23 protein-coding genes are annotated in these 26971 nt (G+C 72.6%); 10 read left to right on the forward strand and 13 right to left on the reverse strand.

Annotated elements, in window-relative coordinates; translation table 11 throughout:
* Positions 1-19 precede the first annotated feature (19 nt).
* From ACZ6RC_RS20130 to ACZ6RC_RS20145, 4 genes are read left to right on the forward strand one after another with little or no spacing between them, the layout of a single operon-like run.
* A complete protein-coding gene (locus ACZ6RC_RS20130; RefSeq protein ID WP_469584986.1) occupies positions 20-1090 on the forward strand; it encodes a DUF6457 domain-containing protein in 1071 nt (356 codons plus the stop codon).
* Positions 1087-2565, forward strand: coding sequence for a molybdopterin molybdotransferase MoeA (locus ACZ6RC_RS20135; protein WP_469584989.1), 1479 nt, complete (start codon positions 1087-1089; stop codon positions 2563-2565). The genes ACZ6RC_RS20130 and ACZ6RC_RS20135 overlap by 4 nt, the downstream gene beginning before the upstream one ends.
* Positions 2562-3644, forward strand: coding sequence for a potassium channel family protein (locus ACZ6RC_RS20140; protein ID WP_391140052.1), 1083 nt, complete (start codon positions 2562-2564; stop codon positions 3642-3644). The genes ACZ6RC_RS20135 and ACZ6RC_RS20140 overlap by 4 nt, the downstream gene beginning before the upstream one ends.
* Positions 3645-3654: 10 nt before the next feature.
* The gene (locus tag ACZ6RC_RS20145) at positions 3655-4641 is read left to right on the forward strand and encodes an NAD(P)H-quinone oxidoreductase (protein WP_469584993.1); all 987 of its coding nucleotides are present in this window, start codon (positions 3655-3657) and stop codon (positions 4639-4641) included.
* A gap of 98 nt (positions 4642-4739) precedes the next feature.
* Here ACZ6RC_RS20145 and ACZ6RC_RS20150 read toward each other — a convergent pair whose 3' ends face one another.
* The 6 genes from ACZ6RC_RS20150 to ACZ6RC_RS20175 all read right to left on the reverse strand — a co-directional run bounded on the left by ACZ6RC_RS20150 (position 4740) and on the right by ACZ6RC_RS20175 (position 12922).
* Positions 4740-5285, reverse strand: coding sequence for a bacterial proteasome activator family protein (locus tag ACZ6RC_RS20150; RefSeq protein WP_391140054.1), 546 nt, complete (start codon positions 5283-5285; stop codon positions 4740-4742).
* A gap of 193 nt (positions 5286-5478) precedes the next feature.
* A complete protein-coding gene (locus ACZ6RC_RS20155) occupies positions 5479-8340 on the reverse strand; it encodes an FtsX-like permease family protein (protein WP_469584997.1) in 2862 nt (953 codons plus the stop codon).
* Positions 8337-9116: an ABC transporter ATP-binding protein gene (locus ACZ6RC_RS20160; protein ID WP_469585000.1), complete on the reverse strand. Its 780-nt coding sequence runs from the start codon at positions 9114-9116 to the stop codon at positions 8337-8339. The genes ACZ6RC_RS20155 and ACZ6RC_RS20160 overlap by 4 nt, the downstream gene beginning before the upstream one ends.
* Positions 9117-9292: 176 nt before the next feature.
* The gene (locus tag ACZ6RC_RS20165; protein WP_391140057.1) at positions 9293-9919 is read right to left on the reverse strand and encodes a PadR family transcriptional regulator; all 627 of its coding nucleotides are present in this window, start codon (positions 9917-9919) and stop codon (positions 9293-9295) included.
* An 85-nt stretch (positions 9920-10004) separates the two neighbouring features.
* Positions 10005-10298 carry a hypothetical protein gene (locus ACZ6RC_RS20170; protein ID WP_469585004.1) on the reverse strand — a complete coding sequence of 98 codons (294 nt, stop codon included), beginning with the start codon at positions 10296-10298 and terminating at the stop codon, positions 10005-10007.
* 995 nt (positions 10299-11293) lie between these two features.
* Complete coding sequence (locus ACZ6RC_RS20175; RefSeq protein ID WP_469585007.1) at positions 11294-12922, reverse strand: protein kinase domain-containing protein; 1629 nt, start codon at positions 12920-12922, stop codon at positions 11294-11296.
* A 277-nt stretch (positions 12923-13199) separates the two neighbouring features.
* Here ACZ6RC_RS20175 and ACZ6RC_RS20180 point away from each other — a divergent pair, with 277 nt between their 5' ends.
* On the forward strand, positions 13200-14858 hold the full coding sequence (locus ACZ6RC_RS20180) for a protein kinase domain-containing protein (protein WP_469585010.1): 1659 nt from the start codon (positions 13200-13202) through the stop codon (positions 14856-14858).
* Between the two features lie 43 nt (positions 14859-14901).
* On the opposite strand, the gene ACZ6RC_RS20185 is transcribed toward ACZ6RC_RS20180, so the two are convergent.
* The 3 genes from ACZ6RC_RS20185 to ACZ6RC_RS20195 all read right to left on the reverse strand — a co-directional run bounded on the left by ACZ6RC_RS20185 (position 14902) and on the right by ACZ6RC_RS20195 (position 17367).
* Positions 14902-15936: a phosphotransferase gene (locus ACZ6RC_RS20185; protein ID WP_453615938.1), complete on the reverse strand. Its 1035-nt coding sequence runs from the start codon at positions 15934-15936 to the stop codon at positions 14902-14904.
* 15 nt (positions 15937-15951) lie between these two features.
* Positions 15952-16479, reverse strand: a complete 528-nt coding sequence (locus tag ACZ6RC_RS20190) for a pyridoxamine 5'-phosphate oxidase family protein (RefSeq protein WP_469585015.1) — start codon at positions 16477-16479, stop codon at positions 15952-15954.
* 228 nt (positions 16480-16707) lie between these two features.
* Positions 16708-17367, reverse strand: coding sequence for a response regulator (locus ACZ6RC_RS20195; protein ID WP_391140062.1), 660 nt, complete (start codon positions 17365-17367; stop codon positions 16708-16710).
* Between the two features lie 358 nt (positions 17368-17725).
* On the opposite strand from ACZ6RC_RS20195, the gene pdhA reads away from it, so the two are divergent.
* From pdhA to ACZ6RC_RS20210, 3 genes are read left to right on the forward strand one after another with little or no spacing between them, the layout of a single operon-like run.
* Positions 17726-18892 (forward strand): pyruvate dehydrogenase (acetyl-transferring) E1 component subunit alpha, encoded by a 1167-nt coding sequence (gene pdhA / locus ACZ6RC_RS20200; protein ID WP_391140063.1) that lies wholly within the window; start codon positions 17726-17728, stop codon positions 18890-18892.
* A gap of 2 nt (positions 18893-18894) precedes the next feature.
* Entirely contained in the window at positions 18895-19875 is a 981-nt protein-coding gene (locus ACZ6RC_RS20205) for an alpha-ketoacid dehydrogenase subunit beta (RefSeq protein ID WP_391140064.1), read from the forward strand.
* A gap of 31 nt (positions 19876-19906) precedes the next feature.
* Positions 19907-21325: a dihydrolipoamide acetyltransferase family protein gene (locus ACZ6RC_RS20210; RefSeq protein ID WP_469585747.1), complete on the forward strand. Its 1419-nt coding sequence runs from the start codon at positions 19907-19909 to the stop codon at positions 21323-21325.
* 154 nt (positions 21326-21479) lie between these two features.
* Here the strand turns inward: ACZ6RC_RS20210 and ACZ6RC_RS20215 are convergent, their stop codons facing one another.
* From ACZ6RC_RS20215 to ACZ6RC_RS20225, 3 genes are all read right to left on the reverse strand, one after another.
* A complete protein-coding gene (locus ACZ6RC_RS20215) occupies positions 21480-22667 on the reverse strand; it encodes a hypothetical protein (RefSeq protein ID WP_469585019.1) in 1188 nt (395 codons plus the stop codon).
* On the reverse strand, positions 22664-23386 hold the full coding sequence (locus tag ACZ6RC_RS20220) for a hypothetical protein (protein WP_391140066.1): 723 nt from the start codon (positions 23384-23386) through the stop codon (positions 22664-22666). Before ACZ6RC_RS20220 ends, ACZ6RC_RS20215 begins: the two co-directional genes overlap by 4 nt.
* Positions 23387-23791: 405 nt before the next feature.
* On the reverse strand, positions 23792-24034 hold the full coding sequence (locus ACZ6RC_RS20225; RefSeq protein ID WP_391140067.1) for a DUF6411 family protein: 243 nt from the start codon (positions 24032-24034) through the stop codon (positions 23792-23794).
* Positions 24035-24149: 115 nt separating this feature from the next.
* On the opposite strand from ACZ6RC_RS20225, the gene ACZ6RC_RS20230 reads away from it, so the two are divergent.
* Together ACZ6RC_RS20230 and ACZ6RC_RS20235 are read left to right on the forward strand one after the other, a co-directional pair.
* Positions 24150-24791: a GntR family transcriptional regulator gene (locus tag ACZ6RC_RS20230; protein ID WP_453615929.1), complete on the forward strand. Its 642-nt coding sequence runs from the start codon at positions 24150-24152 to the stop codon at positions 24789-24791.
* Complete coding sequence (locus tag ACZ6RC_RS20235; protein WP_469585025.1) at positions 24788-26101, forward strand: MFS transporter; 1314 nt, start codon at positions 24788-24790, stop codon at positions 26099-26101. Before ACZ6RC_RS20230 ends, ACZ6RC_RS20235 begins: the two co-directional genes overlap by 4 nt.
* A 28-nt stretch (positions 26102-26129) precedes the next feature.
* Here ACZ6RC_RS20235 and ACZ6RC_RS20240 read toward each other — a convergent pair whose 3' ends face one another.
* On the reverse strand, positions 26130-26957 hold the full coding sequence (locus tag ACZ6RC_RS20240) for a maleylpyruvate isomerase family mycothiol-dependent enzyme (RefSeq protein WP_453615924.1): 828 nt from the start codon (positions 26955-26957) through the stop codon (positions 26130-26132).
* Positions 26958-26971: the final 14 nt, after the last annotated feature.

Consider the following 26971-nt stretch of genomic DNA (forward strand, 5'->3'; position numbering starts at 1 on the left):
CGCGGACCATACTGCTGGGATGACGACCGCGTATGACGCCATCGTGCCGGCCGGAGGGGCCGCCAGGCGGCTGGGTGGTGCGGACAAGCCGCAGGTGAGGGTCGGCGGACGGGCGCTGCTTGACCGGGTGCTCGCGGGGTGCCGGGGCGCCGCGCGCACGATCGTCGTCGGTGACCGGCGGGAGACCGTGCGCGACGTGGAGTGGGCGCGGGAGGAACCGCCCGGCGGGGGGCCGCTGGCCGCGCTCGAGGCCGGGCTGCGCCGGGTGACCGCGGAGAGGGTGCTCGTCCTCTCCGCCGACCTCCCCTTCCTCGACGAGAAGACCGGCCTCCGTCTCCTGGACGCCCTGCCCGACGAGCCGGGCTCCTCCGAGGACCCGGGCACCCCCGACAACCCGGGCAGGCCCGACCACCCGGGCAGCCCCGACCACCCGGGCACCCCCGACCACCCGGCCAGGCCCGCGATCTCCGGCCCCGGCCACCTCGGCCCCGGCCACCGCGGCCCCGGCCACCCCGGCCCCGGGAACCCGGGCACCCCCGGCGCGCCGTCCCCCACCGACGTCCCGCCCTTCGACGCCGCGTTGCTCGTCGACGGTGAGGGGCGGGACCAGCCGCTGGTCGCCGCGTACCGCACCGGCCCGCTCCGGCGTGAGTTGTCTCTCATCGCCGCCGAACGCGGCAGCCTCACCGGCCTCCCCTTGCGTCTGCTCACGGGAAGGCTTCGCATCACCCGGGTCACCGCGGAGCCCCTGGCCTCCTTCGACTGCGACACCTGGGAGGACATCGCCACGGCCCGGGCCCGTATCAGGGAGCATGGGAACGTGCTGGACGAATGGATCACCGCAGTCAAGGACGAGTTGGGCATCGAGATCGACGTCGACACCGGCGTCCTGCTCGACCTGGCCCGTGACGCCGCCCACGGGGTCGCCCGCCCCGCCGCGCCGCTGACCACCTTCCTGGTCGGCTACGCGGCGGCTCAGGCCGCCGCCCGTGGCGAGGGCGCACCCGAGGCGGTCGCCGAGGCCTCCCGCAAGGCCGCGGCGCTCGCCGCCCGGTGGGCCGCGGAAGCGGAGCAGGGCACCGCCGGATGACCCCGCACGAGGCCGCGGCCCCCGCCCCGGACAGCGACGGCGTCGACGAGGCGCTCGCCCTCGTCGCGCGGCCCCGGCCCGCCGAGCCGCGCCCCGAGTCACCGCACCGCGCGACCGGCTGGCCCGAGGCACGGGCCGTCGCCGCCCGGGCCGGAACGGCCGCCGGGGCAGGGCGCCCGCCCCGCGCCGTGCCGCTCGGACAGGCGCTCGGCCACGTCCTCGCCGAGCCGCTGCGCGCACTCACCGACCTGCCGCCCTTCGACACCTCCGCCATGGACGGCTGGGCGGTCGCCGGCCCCGGCCCCTGGGAGGTCCGCGAGGCGGAGTCTGTCCTCGCCGGAGACGCCCCCGCCGCCGCGCTGGCCGACGGTACGGCGGTACGAATCGCCACCGGCGCCCGGATCCCGGCCGAGACGACGGCGATCGTCCGCAGCGAACACTCCCGCACCGACTCCGGCGGCCATCTGCACGCCCGGCACCGGGTGGTCCAGGGCCAGGACATCCGCCCGCGCGGCCAGGAGTGCCGCTCGGGCGACCGCTTGCTGCCCGCCGGCACGCCGGTCACCCCCGCCGTGCTCGGTCTCGCCGCCGCCGCCGGATACGACGAGCTGCGCACCGTGCCCCGGCCCCGGGTGGAGATCCTGGTCCTCGGGGACGAGCTGCTCACCGCCGGACTCCCCCACGACGGCCTGATCCGTGACGCCCTCGGCCCGATGGTCGGCCCCTGGCTGAGCGCGCTCGGCGCCGAGGTCCTCGCCACCCGCCGGATCGGTGACGACGCCGACGCCCTGTACGCCGCCGTCGCCGGCTCCGAGGCCGATCTTGTGATCACCACCGGGGGCACGGCCGCGGGCCCCGTCGACCACGTCCACCCCGTCCTCGCCAAGGCGGGCGCCGCGCTCCTCGTGGACGGCGTGAAAGTCCGCCCCGGCCACCCCATGCTCCTCGCCCGACTCGACGAGCCCGCCGCCGACGAGCCCCTCGCCGACGAACCCACCAGCCGCGACGAAGCGACCAGCCCCGGCATGACCCTCCCGACCCGGCAAGGCGACCCGGCCCGCTCCGACCGGCCCGGCACCGCCCGCCGGCCCGACGGGGCCGCCCGTCCCGTCCGGTACCTCGTCGGACTGCCCGGGAACCCGCTCGCCGCCGTCTCCGGGCTCCTCACCCTCGTCGAACCGCTGCTGCGCGCGCTGGGAGGCGCCCCGGCGCCCGGCCCATACCGCGCGCCGGTACGCGAGGAGGTGCACGGCCACCCGCACGACACCCGGCTCGTCCCGGTCGTCCACTGCGGGGAGCAGGCCGTGCCCCTGCACTACAACGGCCCGGCGATGCTCCGTGGCATCGCGGCCGCGGACGGCATGGCCGTCGTCCCGCCCGGGGGCGCGAAGCCCGGCGACGTCCTGGAGATCCTCGACCTTCCCTGGCCGGAGACGCCCGTCGCGGGAGCGTCCCAAGGAGCGTGTTTCACGTGAAACTTCCCAGTCGGGACATCATGGCGCGCCATGTCGACGAGAAGATGGCGCCGTCCCGTATCCGGATGCCCCGGCAGGTCGTCGAGCGTCCGCTGCGGCAGGTGGGCAAGCGGCTGCTGATGGCGCTGTCGGTGCTGATCGTGACGGTCCTGATCGTCTACATCGACCGGGCGGGTTACCACGACAACGCCGACGACTCCGTCGACTTCCTCGACGCCGTCTACTACGCGACCGTGACCCTCTCGACCACCGGCTACGGCGACATCGTCCCGTACAGCGACTCGGCGCGGCTGGTCAACATCCTGCTGATCACGCCGCTGCGCGTGCTTTTCCTGATCATCCTGGTCGGCACCACTCTCGAGGTCCTCACCGAACGGACCCGGGAGGAGTGGCGGCTGAACCGCTGGAGGTCCACCTTGCGTGACCACACCGTCGTCGTCGGCTTTGGAACGAAGGGACGATCGGCCATCCAGACGCTCTGCGCCACCGGGCTGCGCAAGGACCAGATCGTCATCGTCGATCCGTCCGGCAAGGTGATCGAGACGGCGAACGCCGACGGCTTCGTCGGCGTGGTCGGCGACGCGACCCGCAGCGATGTGCTGGTGCGCGCCGAGGTCCAGAAGGCCCGTCAGATCGTCATCGCCACCCAGCGCGACGACACCGCGGTCCTGGTCACCCTCACGGCCCGGCAGCTCAACCGGGGCGCGAAGATCGTCGCCGCGGTACGGGAGGAGGAGAACGCGCCGCTGCTGCGCCAGTCGGGCGCGGACGCCGTGATCACCAGCGCCAGTGCGGCGGGACGCCTGCTGGGCCTCTCCGTGCTGAGTCCCAGCGCGGGCGCGGTGATGGAGGACCTGATCCAGCAGGGTTCGGGCCTCGACCTGATCGAACGGCCGGTGATAAAGGCCGAGGTCGGCAAGAACGTACGCGAGACCGGCGACCTGGTCGTCAGCGTGCTGCGCGGGCACCGGCTGCTCAGCTACGACGATCCGGCCGCCAGTCCGCTGCAGTTGACGGACCGTGTGATCACGATCGTGCGGGCGGCGTCCGTCACTCCGCTGACGAGTCCGCCGGAGTAGCCTCGCCGCCATGCATGCGATCACGATTCCGGAACCCGGCGGTCCCGAGGCCCTGGTCTGGGCCGAGGTGCCCGATCCCGTGCCCGCCGAGGGCGAAGTCCTCGTCGAGGTGGTGGCCGGCGCCGTCAACCGCGCCGACCTGCTCCAGCGGCAGGGCTTCTACGATCCGCCGCCCGGCACCTCGCCGTACCCCGGTCTTGAGTGTTCCGGACGGATCGCCGCTCTCGGCCCCGGGGTGTCCGGCTGGTCGGTCGGCGACGAGGTGTGCGCCCTGCTCGTCGGCGGCGGTTATGCGGAGAAGGTCGCCGTCCCCGCCGGCCAGCTGCTGCCGGTTCCGGACGGCGTGGACCTGGTCACGGCCGCGGCACTGCCCGAGGTCACCAGCACGGTCTGGTCGAACGTCTTCATGATCGCCCACCTGCGGCCGGGCGAGACGCTGCTGGTGCACGGCGGCGCCAGCGGCATCGGCACGATGGCGATCCAGCTGGCCAAGGCGGTGGGCGCGCGCGTCGCGGTGACCGCGGGCGGGCCGGAGAAGCTGGCGCGCTGTGGCGAACTGGGCGCGGACATCCTGATCGACTACCGCGAACAGGACTTCGTCGAGGAGCTGCGCAAGGCGACCGACGGGGCCGGGGCGGACGTCATCCTCGACATCGTCGGGGCGAAGTACCTGGACCGCAATGTGAAGGCGCTCGCGGTCAACGGGCGTCTCGCCGTCATCGGCATGCAGGGCGGCGTGAAGGCCGAGCTGAACCTCGGGGCGCTGCTCGCCAAGCGCGGCGCGATCACGGCGACGACGCTGAGGGCCCGCCCGCTGCAGGAGAAGGCGGCCATCGTGGCCGCGGTCCGGGAGCACGTCTGGCCGCTGATCGGGGCCGGCACGGTCCGTCCGGTCGTCGACCGCACGCTGCCCTTGCGGGACGCCGCCGAGGCCCACCGTGCGCTCGACTCCGGGACGCACGTCGGCAAGATCCTGCTGGTCGCCGACCGGCCCTGACGGCCCGTAGGACAGCGAGAGGGGCCCGGCGCACGCATCGTGCCCCGGGCCCCTCTCCCTTGTGCTTGCCCGACCCGCAGGCCTACGGGCCTCCAGACCTACAGGTACGGGCCCGAGCGGATCGCGTGGCCGGGGCCCTGGTCGTCGTCATCGTCGTGCGAGGCGCCCGGCGGCAGCGCCCGGCGCATCTGCTCCAACTGGGCGCGGGCCGCCATCTGCTGGGCGAACAGCGCCGTCTGGATACCGTGGAAAAGTCCCTCCAGCCACCCCACGAGCTGGGCCTGCGCGATGCGCAGCTCCGCCTCGGAGGGGATGGCCTCGTCCGTGAACGGCAGGGACAGGCGCTCCAGTTCCTCGACCAGCTCGGGCGCCAGCCCGTCCTCCAGCTCCTTGACCGAGCTGGCGTGGATGTCCTTGAGCCTGACGCGGCTGGCCTCGTCGAGAGGTGCCGCCCGTACTTCCTCCAGGAGCTGCTTGATCATGCTGCCGATCCGCATGACCTTCGCCGGCTGTTCGACCATTTCCGTCACCGGGACCTCGCGGGATTCGTCGTCACCCTGAGTGCCGCCGAGCGCCATCCCGTCCTGTCCCACGATGAGGACCTGGGGGCTCTCCTGCGACCGTTCATTCCTCGGCATCTCCATGCCGCCATTGTCTCGCACACATGCCTCACCACACGGTGTGCCCCTGTACGACGGTGATCCACCCTCGTACAGGGGCACAGCACGGCAACGAACGGCGACGAACAGCTACGAACGGGACCGCTCGGGACCGGCCGCGACCGATCGGCTCACGCCGGACCGGTCAGGCCCCCCGCCGGTCAGGCCACCCCGCTGGTCATGTCGCGGCCCGGCGGGCCAGGGCGCCGCGGGAGCGGGTCACCAGCGCCGCCAGGACCGCGGCGCCGAGGGGTACCAGGACCAGCAGGGCGAGCAGCGTCGCCCAGGGCACGACGATCGTGACCTGGGGAGGCGTGAGCGAGCCGCCCCAGCCCTCCGCGAGGGCCTGCTCGAAGAACCGCTGCTGCTGACGCTGCTCGGTGAGCCGCAGCCCGATCGCCGGCAGGACGCCGGCCGCCGAGCCGAGGATCACCCCCATCGCCGCGACCACACCGCACTGGAAGCCGCTGAGGGTACGGCGGACGCGGGGCGGTGCGCCGACCGCGGCGAGGGTCTTGAGGTCGGCCTCGGCGTCGGCCTGCGCGAGACCGGTGGCGATACCGGCCGCGCCGATGGTGACCAGGCCCGCGAAGACGGTCAGCGACAGGAGCACGATGCTGGTGTCGCCGACGAAGCCCTCCTCCACGCGGAGGTCGACATCGCTGCCGATCTTGGCGAGTTCGCCGTCCAGCTTCTGCCGGGCCTCGGTGCCGGGCAGCTGGTCGGTGGAGAAGAACGAGCCGAGCGGCACGGTGGAGAACCCCGCCGCCTTGGCCGCGGCCGGGGTGATGAGCCCCTGCAGGCCGTACGCCTTGTGGTCCCCGGTCACCAGGTGGGCGGGGAGGGTCTTGACCACACCGGGGAGCGGCTTGCCCTCCTGCTCGGCCCGGTCGGCCGCCTCCGTGTCGGTGACCGTCTTGACCGAGATCGTGCTGTCCCGCTCGACCTGCGCCCGGGAGAAGGTGACGATCTTGCCGTCGGCGAGCGCCTTCTCGGCGGCCGCGTCCTTGATGCCGAGCACCTTCAGGAGCTTGGCGTCGCCGACGACCAGGCCGCCTTCGGCGCCGACGATCCCGCCGTTGCCGCCCTCCAGACAGCGCCAGTCCTTGGCCAGCTTCTCGCGCTCGGCCCGGGTGAACTTGTCCGCCGGGTCCTTGCCGTCGACGCTCGGCCCCCACAGCGGGCACTCGTTGGCCTTCGGGATGACGATGTCGAAGCGGCCGCACCCCGGCTCGCCGCCGTAGGGCTCACAGGTGGGCTTGCCGACGTGGACGCGTGCGACGTCGGCGCGGGTGTCGACGGGGAACAGCCGCTGGACGGCGTCACGGACCGCCGGGACGTCCCGGCCGCCCTCCTCGGTGACGAGCGCGGAGACGGCCCCGTACGGGAGCCGGGCCTGGTACTCGGCGCGGGCCTCGGCCTCGTCGCTCGCCGCGTACGTGGAGACGGCGACGGTGCCGGCGACGGCGGCGAGCACGGCGGCGACGGCGGGCGCCGTACGGCCCCGGTTGCGCACGGCGTCCCGCAGGGCGAGCCGCGGCGACAGCGGCAGCCAGCGGCCGGTCCGCCCGAAGAGACCCACCAGGGCGGGGGTCAGGGCGACCACGCCCAGCTCGGCGATGGCGCTGCCGCCCGCGACGATGGCGAACTGGTCCGTGACGACCGAGCCGTACAGCGCGATGGCCCCGCCGAGGAGCACGGCGCCGAGACCGACCAGGGGCAGCACACGGCTGCTGCGGCGGACACCGCGGCGGCCGGTGAGCGAGGCGAGGACGGTCTGCCGGGAGGCGGTGACGGCCGGCACGATCGCGGCGAGCAGGCCGGTCAGGACGGCCAGCAGGGCGATGCCGAGGAGCTCCAGCGGGCGGATGTCGAAGGCGCCGAACCGCTTCCCCATGTACTGCTCGAGGAGAGGCTGCAGGGAGAAGGTCAGGATCAGGGCGAGGATCGTGCCCACGACGGCCGCGGCGACGCCGATGACCAGGCCGCCGGCCAGGACGATGGCGCGGATGTGGCTCCGGTCGCCGCCGTTGGCTCCGACGAGGCCCAGCTGGCGGCGCGAGCGGCGCGCGCCGACGGCGAACGCGGGACCGGCCAGCAGACAGATCTCCAGCATCGCCAGCCCGACGACGGTGCCGAGGGCGGCGAGCTCGGCGGCCTGGGCGCTGCCACTGACCTGGTAGTCGCCCCAGCCGCCCTTCTGGAAGAGCGGAACCTCGGAGTCGGCCGGCGGGTTCAGCAGGACCAGGCGCGAGACGACCGCCACACCCTTGGTGTTGATCTGCTGCACGGTGTTCCACGTGAAACCACCGGAGTGCTTCACCAGGTACGTGGTGGAGGACTGCGGCTTCGACAGACCGGCGCTCTCGACGGCCTTGGCATACGGGGCGAGGAAGGCGCCCGGAAGGGCGTTGACCTCGTTGGCCTTCAGGGCGTCGGGCAGTTCGTAAGAACCGACGATCCGGTACGGGCGGTCGTAGCCGCGGGCCGAGAGGGTGGAGCCGAGGGTCAGACCGCTGGCTTCCAGGAACTGCGTGGTGGCGGCGACCTCGTCCGGCTTCTCCGGGAAGCGGCCTTCCTGGAGGCTCATGATGCCCCGGGCGATCGGGTCGGCGGCCTTCAGCTCACGGACCTCGGTCTGGAGCAGTCCGTGCACCGTCGTGAGCTTGGCGCTGCCGGAGGTGTCGGTCAGGACGGTGGAGCCGGCCGGGATCGTCTTGGTGACGTCGGTCGAGCCGCTCGGCCAGACCGCGTCGCCGTAGTCCTTGGCCGGGTTGTGCATCTCCCCGTCCGGGGACTGGAAGATCGGTACGCCGCCGTACTGCGTGTCGGCGAAACGGGCGTCGGCCGCGCCGATGCCGCGCTCCAATTGCTCCTCGGTGGAGAGTTCGGAGCTGCGCAGGGTCAGATCGGCGGCGCTCACGCCCAGGATGGGCAGGGCGATCATCGCGAGGACGAGGAAGCTGCGGCCTTTGAAGCGCCAGGCGTCGCGGCGGGCGATGCGGATGGCGGCGCGCCAGGAATGGAGCCAGGTGTTCACCGCTCGGCCGCCTGGCCGGAGAGGAGGGAGTCGGCGTCGCTGCGCACGGTCTGGTCGACGACGGCGCCGTCGCGCAGGAAGACGACCCGGTCGGCCCAGGCGGCGAACCGCGGCTCGTGGGTGACCAGGACGCCTGCGGCACCGGCGTCGCACCGGGAGCGGAGCAGGGCGAGGACGGACTCGCCGGTCTCGGAGTCCAGAGCTCCGGTGGGCTCGTCGGCGAGGACGAGACGACGGTCGCCGACGAGGGCGCGGGCTATCGCGACACGCTGCTGCTGGCCGCCGGACATCTCGTCGGGGAAGCGGTCGGCGAGATGGCCGAGCTCCATCTCCTCCAGGGCGGCGACGGCCTCGGTACGGGCCTTGCGGGCGGCGACGCCGTCCAGTTCGCGGGGCAGGGCCACGTTCTCGGCGGCGGTCAGGGCCGGGATGAGGTTGTAGTCCTGGAAGACGTAACCGATGCTGCGCCGGCGCAGGGCGGCGAGGGCCTTGCGGTCGGCGGTGGTGATGTCGGTGTCCTCGACGATCACCTGGCCGGAGGTGGGGGCGTCGAGGCCGCCCGCGATGGTGAGCAGCGTGGACTTGCCGGAGCCGGACGGGCCCATGACGGCGACCAGTTCACCGGGGTAGACGGCGAGGTCGATGCCGCGCAGGGCGTGCACCTCCGTGGCGCCCGATCCGTGGACGCGGGTGAGGTTCCGCAGCTGAAGCACGGGCTGTTGTGACTGCCGTGGCTGCTGTGGCTGGCGTGGCTGGTGTGACTTCTGGGTGGTCATGAAGGGGTCCCCCTTGGTCGTACGCGGGTGGACGCCCGGTGACGGACGGGCGCGTACGGAGCGGATGGAGAGGCGGTCCGAGGTGAGAACGGATGGAGAGGCGGTCCGAGGTGAGTGGGTGCGGTGGGGCACCGGACCCGGACCTGTGCGGGATCGGGGCCGCGGGTGGTGGCGGGTCAGCGCAGCGGTGTCGGGCGCACGTCCTCGACGGGTGCGCCCGAGGCGGGTCGCGGCTCGGGCTCCCGGGCGGCGACGGCCGTCGCGGAGAGGCGGATCAGCCGGGCCTCGCAGTGGTCGAGCCAGCGGGCCTCGGCCTCCGTCTGGAAGATCAGCTGTTCCAGGACGAGCAGCCAGGCCACGTCGTCCCGCTCCCGGCTCTCCCCGCTCTCGAGCGCGTGCAGGGCCTGGGCCTTGAGCCGGGTGTAGTCCTGCATCGCCTTCACGGTGTGGTGGCGCTGGGACTGGATGACGGCGCGGATATCGACCCCGGGCGCCCCGACGGCCATCGCGAGCTTGATGGCCAGCTCGTCACGGGCCGGGCTGGTCCGGTCGACGGGCTTCTCGAACCAGGTCCTGAGTTCGGCCCGTCCGCCGTCGGTGATCCGGTAGAGCGCATGGCCGGCCTCGTCCTCGCCGTCCTGGGTGACCATGCCGTCGCGTTCGAGACGGTTCAGGGTCGTGTACACCTGGCCCACGTTGAGCGGCCAGGTGGAGCCGGTACGGGACTCGAACTCCGTGCGGAGCTGTGAGCCGTACCGAGGGCCCTGTTCGAGGAGGGCGAGAAGCCCGTGGCGGATCGACATACTCAGTATGTATACCGAGTATGCCCTCGCCGACAAGCGACCTCGGACGGATTCACGGCGTCCGTCTCAAGGGGGACCCGGAGGGTCAGCGGCGCCGCATCCGGATGCCGAGGAAGCCGATCCCGAGCCCCATCAGGGCGAGGCCGGCGCCCATGGTGAGGACGGGAATCTGCCGGTCAACGGTGGTGGAGGTGGTCTCCGCGCCCACCCGCCGGGCCGCCGCGGGCAGGCTCTCCTCGGCGCCGGACGGGGGCGCCCCGTCCGTCGGAGGTACCCCTTCGCGGTCCTGCGCCTCGTCCTCCGTGAGCGGCGGGACCCCGTCGGCTGTTGCGGTTTTGGTACGGGAGGGGTCGGCGGACTCGCCGGGGGTCAGCGGCACCGGTACGGGGGAGGCGGCGGGGCGACCGGGCCGTTCGCGCCCTTGTCCGGCCGGGCGGCCGGCGAGCGAGGCGGACCGGCTGGGGGCCTGGGGTTCGGAGGGTCCGGGCGTCGCGGCGGGCGGGGCGGGGGCTCCGGAAGCGCCGGGCGAGGTGGCGGCTCCGGCGGCGGGGCGGGAGGGGGCGGCCGTGCCGGCGGGTCTGGTGTGCCCCTTGCCGGGGCCTCTTCCGGGGGCACCCGGTCCCTTGCCGCCGTGCCCCTGTCCCGGGCCGGCCGCCGAGGAGGCGGTCGGAGCGGAGGGGGTGGAGGGGCGGGAGGACGAGGAGGGGGGTGTGGGGGTGGCCCGTGAGGGCTTCGAGACGGTGGAGGGGGTCAGGGGTACCGCCCTCGCACCGGGGGACGCCTGCCGCCCCGCGGAGGAAGCCGCCGCCTCACCCGCCGCTGGGCTCGCTGTCGAACCGGTGGTCCCGCCTGGCGCCCGGCTCACGACCTCACCCGGCGCCCTGCTCGCTGTCGAACCCATGGTCCCGCCCGGCGCCCGGCTCACGACCTCGCCTGCTGCCCGGCTCGCCGTCGGTCCCTGGGACCCGCCCGCCGGTCGGCTCATCGACCCGCCCGCCGCCCAGGCGGTCGCGGTCTGGGCCGCGGAGGAGAGAGGCACGCCACCCACCATCAGCGAGCACACGAAAACCGGGCCGAGAGCCCGTCTCCGTGCCCCGCGGAGTACTGGAGTCACCGTGTGACCCCCTCCCGTACCGAGCCGCCGAGGATTCAACTCAGCGTCACATGACGGGACACATCCGGCATCCCGGGTGATGTCACCGGATGACGGGCGGGTACGGCGGGCGAGGGACGGGGGGCGAGGGAGCGGCCCTCCGGGTCGCCGGCCCGGTCCGGGCGCCCCGCACGAGACCAGGCCGGCTCTCGCGCACCCCCGTCCGGCCGGTCTTCGCGCCCGGCCCGGGGCCGGCTGCCCCGAACCGGGTCGCTCCGCGCTTACTGCGGCGGGTTGCCGGTCGAGACCGACAGGGTGAAGTCGGCGCCTTCCTTCGTCTCGTCCACGCCCGCCGGCGGGTACTGCTCGAGGACGGTGCCCTCGCCGTAGGTCGCCTCGTCCACGGGCACCTGCTTGGTGATCTTCCAGCCGGCGGCCTGGATGCACGCCTTCACGGACTGGATGTTCTTGTAGGTGAGGTTCGGGATCTCGAACTTCGCCGGGTCGTCCCTCGACTCGCTCGGATCCGTGCACTTCTTCGGGTCGATCGTCTTCGTCAGGTCCGGGCCCTTGTGCCCGGGCGCCACCGACTGGGTGGGGTCGTTCTTCGCGTCGGTGTTCGGGTCGTCCTTGTTGAGGGAGACCGCCGTGATGACCCCGCCGATCGCGATCAGCGCCACGACGATGGCGCCGACGAGCAACGGCATGTTCCGGCCGGAGCCCCCGGACCCGCCCGAGCCGCCGGAGCCGCCCATGGGGGACGGCGAAGCGGCCGTCGAGTGCTGCGGCGACATCGTGTACGGGCCGGGGGCGGGCGTCTGGTACGCCGGGGCCTGCTGCGGGTAGCCGTACGAGGGGGCCGGTGTGGGTGCGCCGTACGGTCCGGGCTGCGGGGTCGGGGCCTGGTAGGGGTGCTGCACCCCGTGCGTGGACGGCGGCGGGGTCTGGCCGACGGGCGGGAAGACGGCCGAGCCGACGCCCGCGCCGCTGCTGACCGGTCCGCCCGCGACGATCGCCGGTGCGCCGGTCTGGCCGGCCGACAGCACCCGCAGGCACTCGTCCTGCATGGCGGCGGCGCTGGGGAAGCGCTCGTTCGGGTTCTTCTTCAGCGCGCGGGCGACGAGCGCGTCCATCGCCGGCGTCACCGAACGGTTGATGGAGGAGGGGGCGACCGGCTCCTCCTGGACGTGCGCGTACGCGATGGCGAGCGGCGAGTCGGCGTCGAACGGAAGACGGCCGGTGAGCAGCTGGAAGAGCATGATGCCGACCGAGTACAGGTCGGAGCGCGCGTCCACGGCGCGGCCGAGGGCCTGCTCGGGGGAGAGGTACTGCGGGGTGCCGACGACCATGCCGGTCTGGGTCATGGAGGTGACGCCGGACTGCATGGCGCGGGCGATGCCGAAGTCCATGACCTTGACGACGCCGCGCTTGGTCATCATCACGTTGCCGGGCTTGATGTCGCGGTGGACCAGGCCCATTTCGTGGCTGGTCTCCAGCGCGGCCAGCACGTCGGCGGTCACCTTCAGCGCCTTGTCGGCCGGCATCGCGCCGTACTGCCGCACGTCGGAGGCGAGGGCGGAGCCGAGCGGCTGGCCCTCGACGTACTCCATGACGATGTACGGCATGACGGCGCCGTCGAGGGTGTCCTCGCCGGTGTCGAAGACGGAGACGATGTTGGTGTGCGACAGCTTCGCGACGGCCTGTGCCTCACGCCGGAAGCGCTCGCGGAACGACTGTTCCCGGCCGAGCTCCGTGTGCAGGGTCTTGATGGCGACCTGTCGGTCGAGCGCGCTGTCGTAGGCCAGGTAGACCGACGCCATGCCACCCTCGCCGAGCAGGTCGCGCAGCTGATAGCGGCCGTTCGCGACCGAACCGCCCGCATAGCGGCCCTGTGCGCCGTCGTGGCTCATTCGTGCTTCCCCCTACGCGCGCGTGGCGGCGCTCCACCGGATTTTCCTGGCCAAGTCTGCCCCAGGGCAACGACACGTCAAGCCGGGTGCCCGTTCCGTGACCCTCAGCACAAGAAGCGTCTCGGAAGCGTTACAGGAACCGCCTGGAATTTGCACAGGTGTACGCGGAAGGGGTTGGATGGCCGGTCCATCTCGGACCGTGCTGTCGGACGAAGCCTGTAGCGTGACGGGATAGACGTGACGGCAAGGCACGGCAGACATATGACGGCGAGGACTGATGGCACCCGAATCCGAAGCAGGTGGCGGCGGTGTGCCGGATGCCGGGGCGGAGTCCTGGGGAATCGGCGGCGTGGTCGGTGACGGGCGCTACCGCCTGACCCACCGTCTCGGGCGCGGTGGCATGGCCGAGGTGTTCGCCGCCGAGGACGTGCGCCTGGGCCGGACCGTGGCCGTGAAGCTGCTGCGCGCCGACCTCGCGGAGGACCCGGTCTCCAAGGCCCGGTTCACCCGTGAGGCGCAGTCGGTCGCCGGCCTCAACCACCACGCCATCGTGGCGGTCTACGACTCCGGCGAGGACGTCGTCGGCGCCCAGTCCGTCCCCTACATCGTGATGGAGCTGGTCGAGGGCCGCACCATCCGCGATCTGCTGATCAGCGCCGAGGCCCCGGGCCCCGAGCAGGCCCTCATCATCGTCTCGGGCGTCCTGGAGGCGCTCGCCTACTCCCACCAGCACGGCATCGTGCACCGGGACATCAAACCCGCGAACGTCATCATCACGCACGGCGGCGCGGTCAAGGTCATGGACTTCGGCATCGCGCGCGCCCTGCACGGCGCGCAGTCGACGATGACGCAGACCGGCATGGTCATGGGCACGCCGCAGTACCTCTCCCCCGAGCAGGCCCTCGGCAAGGCCGTCGACCACCGTTCCGACCTGTACGCCACGGGCTGTCTGCTCTACGAACTGCTGGCGCTGCGCCCGCCCTTCACGGGTGAGACGCCCCTGTCGGTGGTGTACCAGCACGTCCAGGACATGCCGGTCCCGCCGTCCGACGTGGCGCAGGCGTCGCCGCCGGAGCTGGACGGTCTCGTCATGCGCTCGCTGGCGAAGGATCCGGACGACCGGTTCCAGAGCGCCGAGGAGATGCGTGGCCTGATCCAGTACGGCCTGCAGATGCTCCAGCAGCAGGGCGGCCACACGGGCACCTGGAACACCGGCCCGGTGGAGGTGCACGAGGGCGGCCACACGCCGGTCGGCGGGGTCACCGCGACGACCGCGCTCGGGCACCCGATGCACCACGAGACCTCGCAGGGTCCGATCCTGCCGCCGATGAACCCCGACGACGGCGGAGTCGGCGGGTACGACACCGGCCGCGGCGGGGCGTACGGCAACGGCCGTTCGGGCGGCCGCGGCAAGATGCTGCTGTTCGTCGCGCTGGCGCTGATCGCGATCGTCGCCGGTGTCGCCTACGCCGTGGACAAGGCGGGCGGGAACGGCGGCGGTACGACGAACAAGCCGTCGGTCAGCACCTCGCCCTCCACGACATCCGAGTCGCCGACCCCGTCGGAGGAGACGACTCCGGAGACGCAGGAGCCGGACACCTCCACGGGCGGCAACCAGAACACCTGGACGCCGTCGTACCGGCCGTCGTACCGGCCGACGACGCCGAGCACGCCGTCGGGCGATCCGTCGACCCCGTCGACGGACGGCGGCACGGACGACGGGGGCACGACCGAGGGCAACACCACCGAGGGCACCACGGAGGGCAACACGACCGAGGGCACCACGGAGGGCACGACCTCGGGCACCACCAACCAGGGCACGACCTCGGGCACCACCAACCAGGGGACGACGTCGGGCACCACCAACCAGGGGACCTCGACGGGCAGCTCGGTCGGCACCAGCGGTGAGCCCACCGGCGGCGGCACCACCCCCTGACCGGCCGTCACGGCGCCGGCGGCGGATCCGTCCCCGCCGGGCCTCATTCCGTGAACGCGTCGCGTACCGCCTCGTATTCGCGGGTCCACCACACCACCAGGGCCGACGCCGCGGGGAACTGCGGGTCGGCCCTTCGGTCGTGGAGCTGGTAGCGCCAGCGCAGTATCCAGAAGTCGTTCAGCCGCTCCCACCACACGCGGTGCACGGCGGCCGCCAGTTCGGCCCCGTCCGCGCCCGCCGCGCGCCGGTAGGCCCGCGCGTACGCCCGTACCTTCCGCAGGGCCAGTTCGCCCGCCGGCCGTACGAAGAAGATGGCGGCGGCCCTGACCGCCTCCTCGGCCCTCGGCTGGACGCCGAGGCGGTCCCAGTCGACGATCGCGGCCGGCTCCGCGCCCCGGTAGAGCAGGTTCAGGGGGTGGAAGTCGCCGTGCACCCAGCCGGCCGCGGCGGCGGGCGGGGGGCGGCGGTGGGCGTGTTCGGCGAGCAGTAACCGGCGTTCCAGGAGGCGGTGTTCGGCGAGTTCGTCGAAGCCGTCGCGGGGGCGCCGGGCGCGGGCGAGGCGGAGCAGGTCGTCGATGATCCGGACGGTGTCCTCGGGGCGGGCGCTCGCGTACGCCGCTCCGGCCGCGGGCTGTCCGCCGGGCGGCGGGGACCCCATCACCTGCTCCAGGCAGGTGTGGACGTGGCCCAGGAGGGTGCCCAGGCGTCGGGATCCGGCGGCGCAGAGCTGGGCGCCGTCGCGGTGGCGGCCGTCGACCCAGGGGTGGAGGGCGTAGCAGCGGCCGCCGATCACGGCGACGGTGCGGCCCGCGGAGTCGGCGAGCGGCGGGGCGACGGGCAGGCCCAGGGCGTGCAGGCGTTCGGTGGCCCGGTGCTGGCGGCTGATGGTGTCCCGGTCGGCGGTCGGGGCGTCCAGGTGCTGCTTGAGGAAGTAGGCGCCCCGCGTGGTGGCGAGGCGGTAGCCGCGGTTGAGGAGGCCCTGGGTGACGGGTACGCAGGAGAGCGGCTCGCCGGCGTGGCGGTAGCGGCGCATCAGGGCACCGAGAGGCGGAGCGAGCGTTTCAGATGAGCGCGGCACTCACCAGATGGTAGATCACGCTACGTGGTGGATCCGTCGCGGGCCGTCGTGGGGGTCGGTGGGCTCGGGGCGGGGCGCGCGAGGGCGGCCGCTGGGGCGCTCGGAGTGCTCGGGGCGCGCGGGGGTGGCGGACCGGGGCGCGTGGTCGAGGGTGTGCACGGTGACGAAGTGGGGCTCGAGGCTCATGTAGACCGCTTCGAAGGGCGTTCCGTCCACGGAGCGGGGGGCGGGGCCGAAGGCGGCCGCCTGGTCGTCGGTGGGCTCGAAGATCCGGGCGGTGCCGGTGAACTGCACGGACCAGAGGCTGTCGGAGCCGGAGGCGAGGTCGTCCGCGCCGGTGAGGTTGTCCGCGCCGTAGGCGACGACGCTGCCGTTGCAGGCCCGGTGGTAGCCGAGCCCGCGGTGCATCCGGAGCAGCACCCGGCCGTCGGCCACGATGTGCCGGGCCGGTGCGACGAAGGGCATGGCCCGCATGCTCGTCGCCACCCGCCCGTACGACACGCGGTGCAGCAGCTCGATGGCGCGGATCTCCTCGGTGGACATGGCCTCCACTCTCCGTCACCGGGGGTGGTGCGGAAAGGGGCCACGGCCCCGCCGGGCCCGGGACGTAAGTCCCGAACCGGGGGCGCGGAGCGGCTCGGGGCGTGCGCCGGGCGTGCGCACCGGATCTCGTCCGGTCACGCACGGAGCGGGGCCCTCGCGGGTCGGGCCCTGGCGGTCGGGCCAGGTTGGGACCTGGCGGGTGGGCCCTCGCGGGTCGGGCCCGGTCGGTCAGTGGCGTTCGGCCTGCATCCGGGCCACGTACGCGGCGGCCTGGGAGCGGCGTTCCATGCCGAGCTTGGACAGCAGGCTGGAGACGTAGTTCTTGATGGTCTTCTCGGCGAGGTGCAGCCGCTCGCCGATGGCCCGGTTGGTCAGGCCCTCCCCGATCAGGTCCAGGATCCGGCGTTCCTGTTCCGTCAGATGGGCGAGCCGGTCGTCACCCTTCGGGTTGTTCCCGTCGCGCAGCCGCTCCAGGACGCGCGCGGTCGCCACCGGGTCGAGGAGGGACTTGCCGGCCGCCACGTCCCGTACCGCCGAAAGGAGCTCGTTCCCCCGGATGGCCTTGAGGACATAGCCCGAGGCCCCGGCCATGATCGCGTCGAAGAGCGCTTCGTCGTCGGCGTACGAGGTGAGCATCAGGCACTTGATGGCGTCGTCTCCCGAGCGGACCTCGCGGCACACCTCGACGCCGCTGCCGTCCGGCAGCCGCACGTCGAGCACGGCCACGTCGGGACGGGTCGCGGGGATCCTGACCAGCGCGTCCGCGGCCGTACCGGCCTCTCCGACCACCTCGATGTCGTCCTCCACGGAGAGCAGCTCGTGGACGCCGCGCCGGACGACTTCGTGGTCGTCCAACAGAAATACCCGGATTTTTCCATCTTCGCGCACGGGGCCAGTCTCACATATTGGCTCTTCCCGTGCCCGGGGGTGCCGGGATACCGTGCCCGTGTTCCGGCGGCCGCACGGCCGTTGCACCGCGCTGACCAGCTCTGTTCCCGTCATTCTCGATTTACTTGGAAATCCAAGCAAAATCGCAGGTCAAACGGGGTTTCGCAGGAATGCGGCGCACTGGGTAACGTGCCTATGACAGGGCGCTCGCCGGGGCACCTGTCACGCCTGTCCCCGGCTGCGTCGCACCCACCCCGTGCGCGGGTCGGAAAAGGCGGAGCCTCCCCTTACCTCCGGTAGGGGGGACCCCAGGCCCACCCGGCGAACCCGGTGGCCGGACCGACGGAGGAGCACGCACGTGACCGTGGACAGCACTGCCGCGCGCAAGACGACGCGACGCAGCAGCGGCACCAAGCGCACTGCCAGCGCGAGCGTCAAGAAGGGGCAGGGCGCCGAGCCCGAGCTCGTTCAGCTGCTGACGCCCGAAGGGGAACGCGTCCAGCACCCCGACTACGACATCGACCTCAGCGCCGACGAGCTGCGCGGCCTCTACCGCGACATGGTCCTCACCCGTCGTTTCGACGCCGAGGCCACGGCCCTGCAGCGCCAGGGCGAGCTGGGCCTGTGGGCGTCGCTGCTCGGCCAGGAGGCCGCGCAGATCGGCTCCGGCCGGGCGCTGCGCGACGACGACTACGTCTTCCCGACCTACCGTGAGCACGGTGTCGCCTGGTGCCGCGGTGTCGACCCGACCAATCTGCTGGGCATGTTCCGCGGTGTGAACCACGGCGGCTGGGATCCCAACACCAACAATTTCCACCTGTACACGATCGTCCTCGGCTCGCAGACCCTGCACGCCACCGGCTACGCCATGGGCATCGCCAAGGACGGCGCGGACTCCGCCGTGATCGCGTACTTCGGTGACGGCGCCTCCAGCCAGGGCGACGTCAACGAGTCGTTCGTGTTCTCCGCGGTCTACAACGCCCCGGTCGTGTTCTTCTGCCAGAACAACCAGTGGGCCATCTCCGAGCCCATCGAGAAGCAGACCCGCGTCCCGCTGTACCAGCGCGCCCGCGGCTTCGGCTTCCCCGGCGTCCGCGTCGACGGCAACGACGTCCTGGCCTGCCTCGCCGTCACCCGCTCGGCCCTGGAGCGCGCCCGCCGCGGCGAGGGTCCGACGCTGATCGAGGCGTTCACCTACCGCATGGCCGCCCACACCACCTCCGACGACCCGACCCGCTACCGCCGCGACACGGAGCGCGAGGCGTGGGAGGCCAAGGACCCGATCCTGCGCCTCAAGGCCTACCTGGAGAACGAGGGCCACGCCGACGCGGCCTTCTTCGAGGAGCTGGAGAAGGAGAGCGAGACGCTCGGCAAGCGCGTCCGCGAGGTCGTCCGCGCCATGCCCGTCCCCGAGCACATGGCGATGTTCGACAACGTCTACGCGGACGGGCACGCGCTCGTCGACGAGGAGCGCGCGCAGTTCGCCGCCTACCAGGCGTCCTTCGCGAACGGAGAGGCCGAGTAATCATGGCTGTTCAGAAGCTTCCCCTCGCGAAGGCGCTCAACGAGTCCCTGCGCACGGCCCTGGAGAACGACCCCAAGGTCGTCGTCATGGGCCTGGACGTCGGCAAGCTCGGCGGTGTCTTCCGGGTCACCGACGGCCTGCAGAAGGACTTCGGCGAGGACCGGGTCGTCGACACCCCGCTCGCCGAGTCCGGCATCGTGGGCACCGCGATCGGCCTCGCCCTGCGCGGCTACCGGCCGGTCGTGGAGATCCAGTTCGACGGCTTCGTCTTCCCGGCGTACGACCAGATCGTCACGCAGCTCGCGAAGATGCGGGCCCGTTCGCTCGGCGCGGTGAAGGTACCGGTCGTCATCCGCATCCCGTACGGCGGTGGCATCGGTGCCGTCGAGCACCACTCCGAGTCCCCCGAGTCGCTCTTCGCGCACGTCGCGGGCCTCAAGGTGGTCACCCCCGCGACGCCCTCCGACGCCTACTGGATGCTCCAGCAGGCGATCCAGAGCGACGACCCGGTCATCTTCTTCGAGCCCAAGCGCCGCTACTGGGACAAGGGCGAGGTCGACACCGACGCCATCCCCGGCGAGCTGCACAAGGCCCGGGTCGCCCGCGAGGGCACGGACCTCACCCTCGTCGCCTACGGCCCGATGGTGAAGACCTGTCTGGAGGCGGCCGCGGCCGCCTCCGAAGAGGGAAGGTCGATCGAGGTCGTGGACCTGCGCTCGATCTCCCCGATCGACTTCGACACCGTCCAGGCCTCGGTCGAGAAGACCCGCCGCCTGGTCGTCGTCCACGAGGCGCCGGTCTTCTTCGGATCCGGCGCGGAGATCGCCGCCCGGATCACCGAGCGCTGCTTCTACCACCTGGAAGCCCCCGTCCTGCGGGTCGGCGGCTACCACGCGCCGTATCCGGCGGCGCGCCTGGAGGAGGAGTACCTGCCGGGCCTGGACCGCGTGCTCGACGCCGTCGACCGCTCGCTGGCGTACTGAGGAGAGCACCGTGACGATCCGCGAATTCAAGATGCCCGACGTGGGCGAGGGCCTCACCGAGGCCGAGATCCTCAAGTGGTACGTCCAGCCGGGTGACACGGTCACCGACGGGCAGGTCGTCTGCGAGGTCGAGACGGCGAAGGCGGCGGTCGAGCTGCCGTCCCCCTTCGACGGCGTGGTGCACGAGCTGCGCTTCCCCGAGGGGACGACGGTCGACGTCGGCGAGGTGATCATCTCGGTGAACGTCGGCGGCGCGGCCCCGGAGGCCGAAGCGCCGGCCCAGGCGCCGGTCGAGGCGCCCGCCGCGGCGGTCCCGGCCGCCGTGGAGGAGGCCGCCGAGCCGGAGGGCCGCCAGCCGGTCCTCGTCGGCTACGGCGTCGCCGCGACCTCCACCAAGCGCCGGGCCCGCAAGGCCGCCCCGGCGTCCACCGCCCAGGCCGCCGTTCAGACGGCCGCGCCGGTCCCCGCCGCGCCCGTCTCTGTACCGGAACAGCTCAACGGGCACGGCCCGGTGGCCGGCCGCCCGCTGGCCAAGCCGCCGGTGCGCAAGCTGGCCAAGGACCTCGGGGTGGACCTGGCGACCGTCACGCCCACCGGGCCCGACGGGATCATCACCCGCGAGGACGTCCACGCGGCGGCCGCCCCGGCACCCGCCGAGGCCCCGGCACCGGTGGCCGCGCCCGCGGCCACCCCGGCACCCGCCGCCTCCGCCGCCCCGGCCGCGTCCGCGCCGGCCGTGTCGACGGACGGGCGGGAGACCCGTATCCCCATCAAGGGGGTGCGCAAGGCCACGGCGGCCGCGATGGTCGGCTCGGCCTTCACCGCGCCGCACGTCACCGAGTTCGTGACCTTCGACATCACGCGCACGATGAAGCTGGTCGAGGAGCTCAAGTCCGACAAGGACATGGCGGGGCTGCGGGTCAACCCGCTCCTCCTCATCGCCAAGGCCGTCCTGGTCGCCGCCAAGCGCAACCCGGAGATCAACGCGGCCTGGGACGAGGCGAACCAGGAGATCGTGCTCAAGCACTACGTCAACCTGGGCATCGCCGCGGCCACCCCGCGCGGTCTGATCGTGCCGAACATCAAGGACGCGCACGCCCAGACCCTGCCGGAGCTGTCCCGCTCCCTGAGCGAGCTGGTCGCCACCGCCCGCGACGGGAAGACGACCCCCGGGGCGATGCAGGGCGGCACCTTCACCATCACCAACGTCGGCGTCTTCGGCGTCGACACCGGCACGCCCATCCTGAACCCGGGCGAGTCCGCGATCCTCGCGGTCGGAGCGATCAAGCTCCAGCCCTGGGTCCACAAGGGCAAGGTGAAGCCGCGTCAGGTCACCACGCTGGCGCTCTCCTTCGACCACCGCCTGGTCGACGGCGAGCTGGGCTCCAAGTTCCTCGCGGACGTCGCCGCGATCCTGGAGCAGCCGAAGCGGCTGATCACCTGGGCGTGATACGCCCGTACGTCTGAGTTCCGCTGTTTCACGTGAAACGCCCGACCGGTGCCACTGGCACCGGCCGGGCGTTCCCGCGTCCTCGGCCCCTTTGCCTCCGTCGGAATGTCCTCCTGCCGGCGTGGCGGCTGAGCGGTGACGGGCGCTCTCCTCCTCACACCCGCGCGACGCGGCGCCTCCTGATCCGACCGGCCACCGTCGAGCACAGCGCCAGCGCACCCCCTACCAAAGGAGCGGCGAGCAGGGTATGGGGCAAGGACCCCGGTGGCAGGAGCAGCTCGTGGACGTCGCCAAGCGTCACGGGCAGCCCCTCGCCCGCCCGCAGCCCGACCTCCGCCGTGGCGGCGTAGGCGAAGGCCCCCACCACGTAGGCGATCCAGCCGCTCAGCAGAGTCGCCGCCGGACCGTTGCGGACGCTCTCGAACGAGCGCAGGAAGAAGACGGACGAGGCGAACGTGAGAAGGAAGCACTGCACGGCGTAGAGCCGGATGTACGAGAAGAGGACCGGCGACACCCTCGGAAGGCTGTTGTCCGGAAGCCTCGGGAGCGCCGACCCGGCAAGGCCGTCCGCGCACGATCTTCCCGCGCCGGGAGGGCACAGCAGGCCGGTGGACACCGAGAGCAGTCGCCGCGCGGTCTCGGACGACAGCAGGAAGAGCAGCACCACAGCCCCGCAGGCCATCGCCGCGCTGAGCCCTATCCTCCGCCAAACCGTGGGGAGCGGCCCTCGCAGCAGCCGCAGCAGAACCGTCACCGGATGACCGGAACCCATGTCCGACAGGCCGTTCGTCTCCGGCTTCCAGGCCAGATAGGCAGCCGCACTGCCGGACGCCCCCAGAAGCATGGCGTGGGCCGATCCCCGCTGGGCGTCCCACAGCAATTCCACCAGCCTCTCGTGCCGCAGCGCCGGCTGTGCCAGCAGATCCGGCAGACCCAGAGCGTAAAGCGTCACCATGTTCGCGAACGGGGCGAGCACGGTCAGGGCCGCGCAGAACAACACCGCTCGTGCGGGCGGCCGAGCGGCCCGCACAGCCAGCCACCGGGCGCCCCACACCAGCGCGCCCGCGAACACGAGCGCCCACAGCGCCTCATGCAGGACGGCTTCCCAGCCTGTCCGCCCTCCGTGCAGCATCGTCGGGGAGACGGTCAGCGAGCGGAACCTGGCTCCCGCGTCCCAGTTTCCGTCCCACTCCATGCGCCCGGCCCGGTCCGCCCAGTCGATCTGCGCCGGCAGCGCGCTCAGACCCGCGGCCAGCAGCACCCCGTACAGTCCCGCACGTACGAACCGGCCCCGCCGAGCCGGCAGCCACGACAGGATGCCCGCGCGCGCGGACGCACTCATCGGACCACCGCGGACACCCGCAGCGGGCGCCCCTCATCGTCGATCCGCTGGGTGTGCTCCCTCTCGCCGTCCCACCACGTGATGGTGGCGACCCAGCTCGTGTCATGGCGAGCGGTACGTCCGGTCAGGAAGAAGGCGTAGATGCTGTCTCGGGTGACCTGACGTGGCAGCGTGACGGGGTCACCCAGAAGCGCCGCCGCCTCACGCGCCGCCTTTTGCTGCGGGCTGCGCTGGAGGTAGGAGACCGGCACCGGCTGGTTCAGGGGGAGCCCGTCGAGATCGACCACCAGATACTCCGGAGCGTCCTCGGCCCCGCAGCCACCGCCCTGGGTGGCCACACCGCGCACGGGCGCCCCCCGACCGGTCACGGTGATGGAGATGTCCCGGATCGCCACCGCCTCGGCGATGGCGCCGCGGACGGTCACCCCGGCCACGACGGCATCGGCGTGGACGATGCGGCCCTCCTTCTGCCAACGGGCGAACTGACCCTCGGAGGAGGCCCAGAGCTTCGGCTTGATGAACTCGTTGCCCGGCGTGAGGATCCAGCCCGCCTCGCAGGGGTTCCTCTCCACGTCGGTCAGCAGGACGAGGGTCTGCTCCGGGAAGACCTTGCCGTACAAGGACTGCGCGAGGGGCGCGAGGAACGTCAGCGCGCCGATCACCAGGGCGTACAGGGCCAGCCGGTCCGTGAGACTCGCCCGCGCGTGCCGGGTCCGCACCGCGCGCAGTGCGCGCCGGACCGCGGAGACGCGTGCGGGGTCGGGAGAAGGGCTCGGGCCGTTCGTGGTCGCGCCGTTCGTGCTCGCGGGCTCATCGCTTGTGCTTGCACCGCTTGTGTTCGGACCGCTTGTGCTCGTGTCCGTAGTCGCACCGTTCGTGCTCGCGGGCCCGCCATTCGCGCTCGTGCCCGCGATCGCGCCGCCCGTGCTCGTGGTCGTACCGTCCGCGCTTCCGCCCGCACCCGTGTCCGGTGCGGGCGGTTGACCGTCGCCCATGCCCCCGCGCCCCGCCCACCGGCGGGCGGCTTCGCGCCCGCCCGCCCAGCAGCATAGAGGGGCCTGACGACCCAGTGGCCGACGGGCGGAGCGGGCGAGCGAGGTGGAACCGCATCGGGCCCCCGCGGCTCAGAACGGCATCTTGCCCCGCGCCTTGCGGCCCGCGGAACCGCTCTTGCCGACCGCCTTCTGGCTGCTGTTGAAGGGCTTGCTGAACAGACGGCCCAGCACGCCGGGCGCCTTGCCGCCCGCGCGGGAGCCGAGGCCGAGGGTGCGCTGGGTGCCGCGCTGAGGGTGGTGGGAGAGCCGGGGCAGGAGGAACGCCAGTACGGCGAGGACGACGCACACGGCCACTATGCCGACGATGAGCACGGGAAATCTCCTTCTCTGCGGGTACCCCGTTCGCGTGCCCGGCCTCGCACCGCCCATGCGTCCGCATCGCGGACGGACCTGCCTGTTGCACCCCTGTTGTATCTATGCTGTGCGCATGCCTTCCGCGCCGCCCGCAGCCGACCGCGTCTACACACACGTCAAGCAGGCCGTCCTCGACCGCCGTTACGAGGGCGGGACCCTGCTCACCGAGGGCGAGCTCGCCCAGGCCGTCGGGGTCTCCCGGACCCCCGTGCGGGAGGCGCTGCTGAAGCTGGAGATGGAAGGGCTGCTCAAGCTCTATCCGAAGAAGGGCGCCCTCGTCCTCGCCGTCTCCGCGCAGGAGATCGCCGACGTGGTCGAGACCCGGCTGCTCGTCGAGGAGTTCGCCGTGCGCCGGGCCGTGCCCGCCTCCGCCGCGCTCATCACCCGCCTCGAAGAGCTCCTGGAGGAGCAGAAGCGCCGCGCCGAGTCCGGCGACCTCGCCGAGGTCGCCGTCACCGACCGCTGCTTCCACGCCGAGATCGTGCAGTACGCCGGCAACCAGATCCTCGCCCGCCTCTACGACCAGATGCGGGACCGGCAGCTGCGGATGGGCGTCGCCGTGATGCAGTCCCACCCGGACCGCGTCGCCAAGAACATCGCCGAGCACGCCGAGATCCTGGAACGGATACGGGAGGGCGACGTCGAAGGCGCCGCCGCCTGTGTCCGGGAGCACCTGAGCTGGGTCAAGGTCCTGGTCCGGGGTGACGCCCGGTGAGCCGCGACGGACACGGGCCCGCCGTCACCCTCCCCGGCGACCCGCCCGGCGGCCGCCGCGCCGCCCTCGTCTGGGGCGTCGGCGTCGCCGTCTACTTCGTCGCCGTCATCTTCCGCACGTCCCTGGGCGTCGCCGGCCTCGACGCCGCCGACCGCTTCGACGTCAACGCCTCCGCCCTCTCCACCTTCTCCATCCTCCAGCTCCTCGTCTACGCCGGGATGCAGATACCCGTCGGCCTGATGGTCGACCGGCTCGGCACCAAGAAGGTGCTGACCCTCGGGGTCGTCCTCTTCACGGTCGGGCAGCTGGGCTTCGCGCTCTCCCCCTCGTACGGCATGGCGCTCGCCTCCCGCGCGCTGCTCGGCTGCGGCGACGCGATGACCTTCATCAGCGTGCTGCGGCTCGGCAGCCGCTGGTTCCCGGCCCGCCGCGGGCCGCTGATCGGCCAGGTCGCCGCCCTGTTCGGCATGGCCGGCAACCTCGTCTCGACCATCGTCATCGCGCGGGCGCTGCACGGCATGGGCTGGACGGCCACCTTCGTCGGCAGCTCCGTCGCGGGCGTCGTGGTGCTGGTCCTGTTGCTGCTCTTCCTCAAGGACCACCCGGAGGGATACGCGCCCGCCCCGGTCCGGCACGCCGGATCCGCTTTCGTCCGCCGGCAGATCGCCGAATCCTGGCGCGAGCCCGGCACCCGGCTCGGCATGTGGGTGCACTTCACCACCCAGTTCCCCGCCATGGTGTTCCTGCTGCTGTGGGGCATGCCGTTCCTGGTCGAGGCCCAGGGGCTCTCCCGCGGGGTCGCCGGCGAGCTGCTGACCCTGGTGGTGCTCTCCAACATGGCCGTCGGGCTCGCCTACGGCCAGATCATCGCCCGGCACCACGCGGCGCGCGCCCCGCTGGCCCTCGGCACGGTCGCGGCGACCGCGCTGCTCTGGGGGACGACCCTCGCCTATCCCGGCGACCACGCGCCGATGTGGCTGCTGATCACCCTCTGCACGGTCCTCGGCGCCTGCGGACCCGCCTCGATGATCGGCTTCGACTTCGCCCGCCCGGCGAACCCGCCGGAGCGTCAGGGCACCGCCTCGGGAATCGTCAACATGGGTGGTTTCGTGGCGTCGATGACGACCCTGCTCGCCGTCGGCGTCCTCCTCGACGCCACCGGCGACAACTACCGGATCGCCTTCTCCTCCGTCTTCGTCCTCGAGGCGCTGGGCCTCGCGCAGATCCTGCGCCTGAAGGCGCGCACCGCGAAGCGGGAACGGGAGCGGCTGGTCGCCAGCCGGGTGGAGGCCGTGCACGTGCCGGTGTGAGCCGGCACCGAAGACGCCGGAAGGCCTGCTACCGCGGCGTCACCGCGAAGTTGTCGAGGATCGCCCGCGCCAGCTCCGGGTCGCCCTCGCTCTTGACGCGGTCGGCGACGTCGGCCGGCCGGACCCGCCCGCAGGCGAGCCGTACGTACGTCTCCCAGTCCGTCGCCAGCGTCACCGCGGGCCCCAGCGACGGCGCGCCGTCGACCGAACCGCGCCCCTCGGCGTCCACCCTGACGGTCCGCAGGAACTCGACGGGCCCGTGCACGTCGACGACGACCGCCGAGTTCGCCGGCGCGCCCGCGTCCTTGGCGACGACCTTCGGCAGCGCTTCGAGGAGCACGTCGCGGACGATCAGCGCGGCGGGGGAGTCGAGGTTCCCCGGCTGCCGCAGCGCGGTCCGCAGGTCCTGCTCGTGGACCCAGACGTCGAAGGCGCGCATGCGGTACGCCAGTTCCAGGGTCTGCTCGGCGCCGAGCGGGGCGCGCATCAGGTGGTCGGGCTGCCGGTTCTCGTTGCGCAGCTGCCGGGCGCGGCGGATCAGGACGTACTCCAGCTCCGAGGTCATCTCCGGGCCGGTGTGATGCCGCCGCACGTCGACCTGCATCTCCATGTAGCGGGCGAACTCGCTGCGCACGTGGTAGAGATCGCGGGGCAGGGAGTGGATGGGGCGAGGGTCGCCGAGCATCTCGCACTCCATGCCGATCACATGGGACACGATGTCGCGCACCGACCAGCCCGGGCACGGGGTGGCGCGGTTCCATTCGCCTTCCACGAGCGGCTGCACCAGCTCGGATATCGCTTCGATGGAGTGGGTCCAGGCGTCGGCGTAGGTCTGAAGGCTGGGATGGACGGTCACGGGACCCCTCGGCG

The sequence above is a fragment of the Streptomyces sp. NPDC048353 genome (assembly GCF_055587165.1).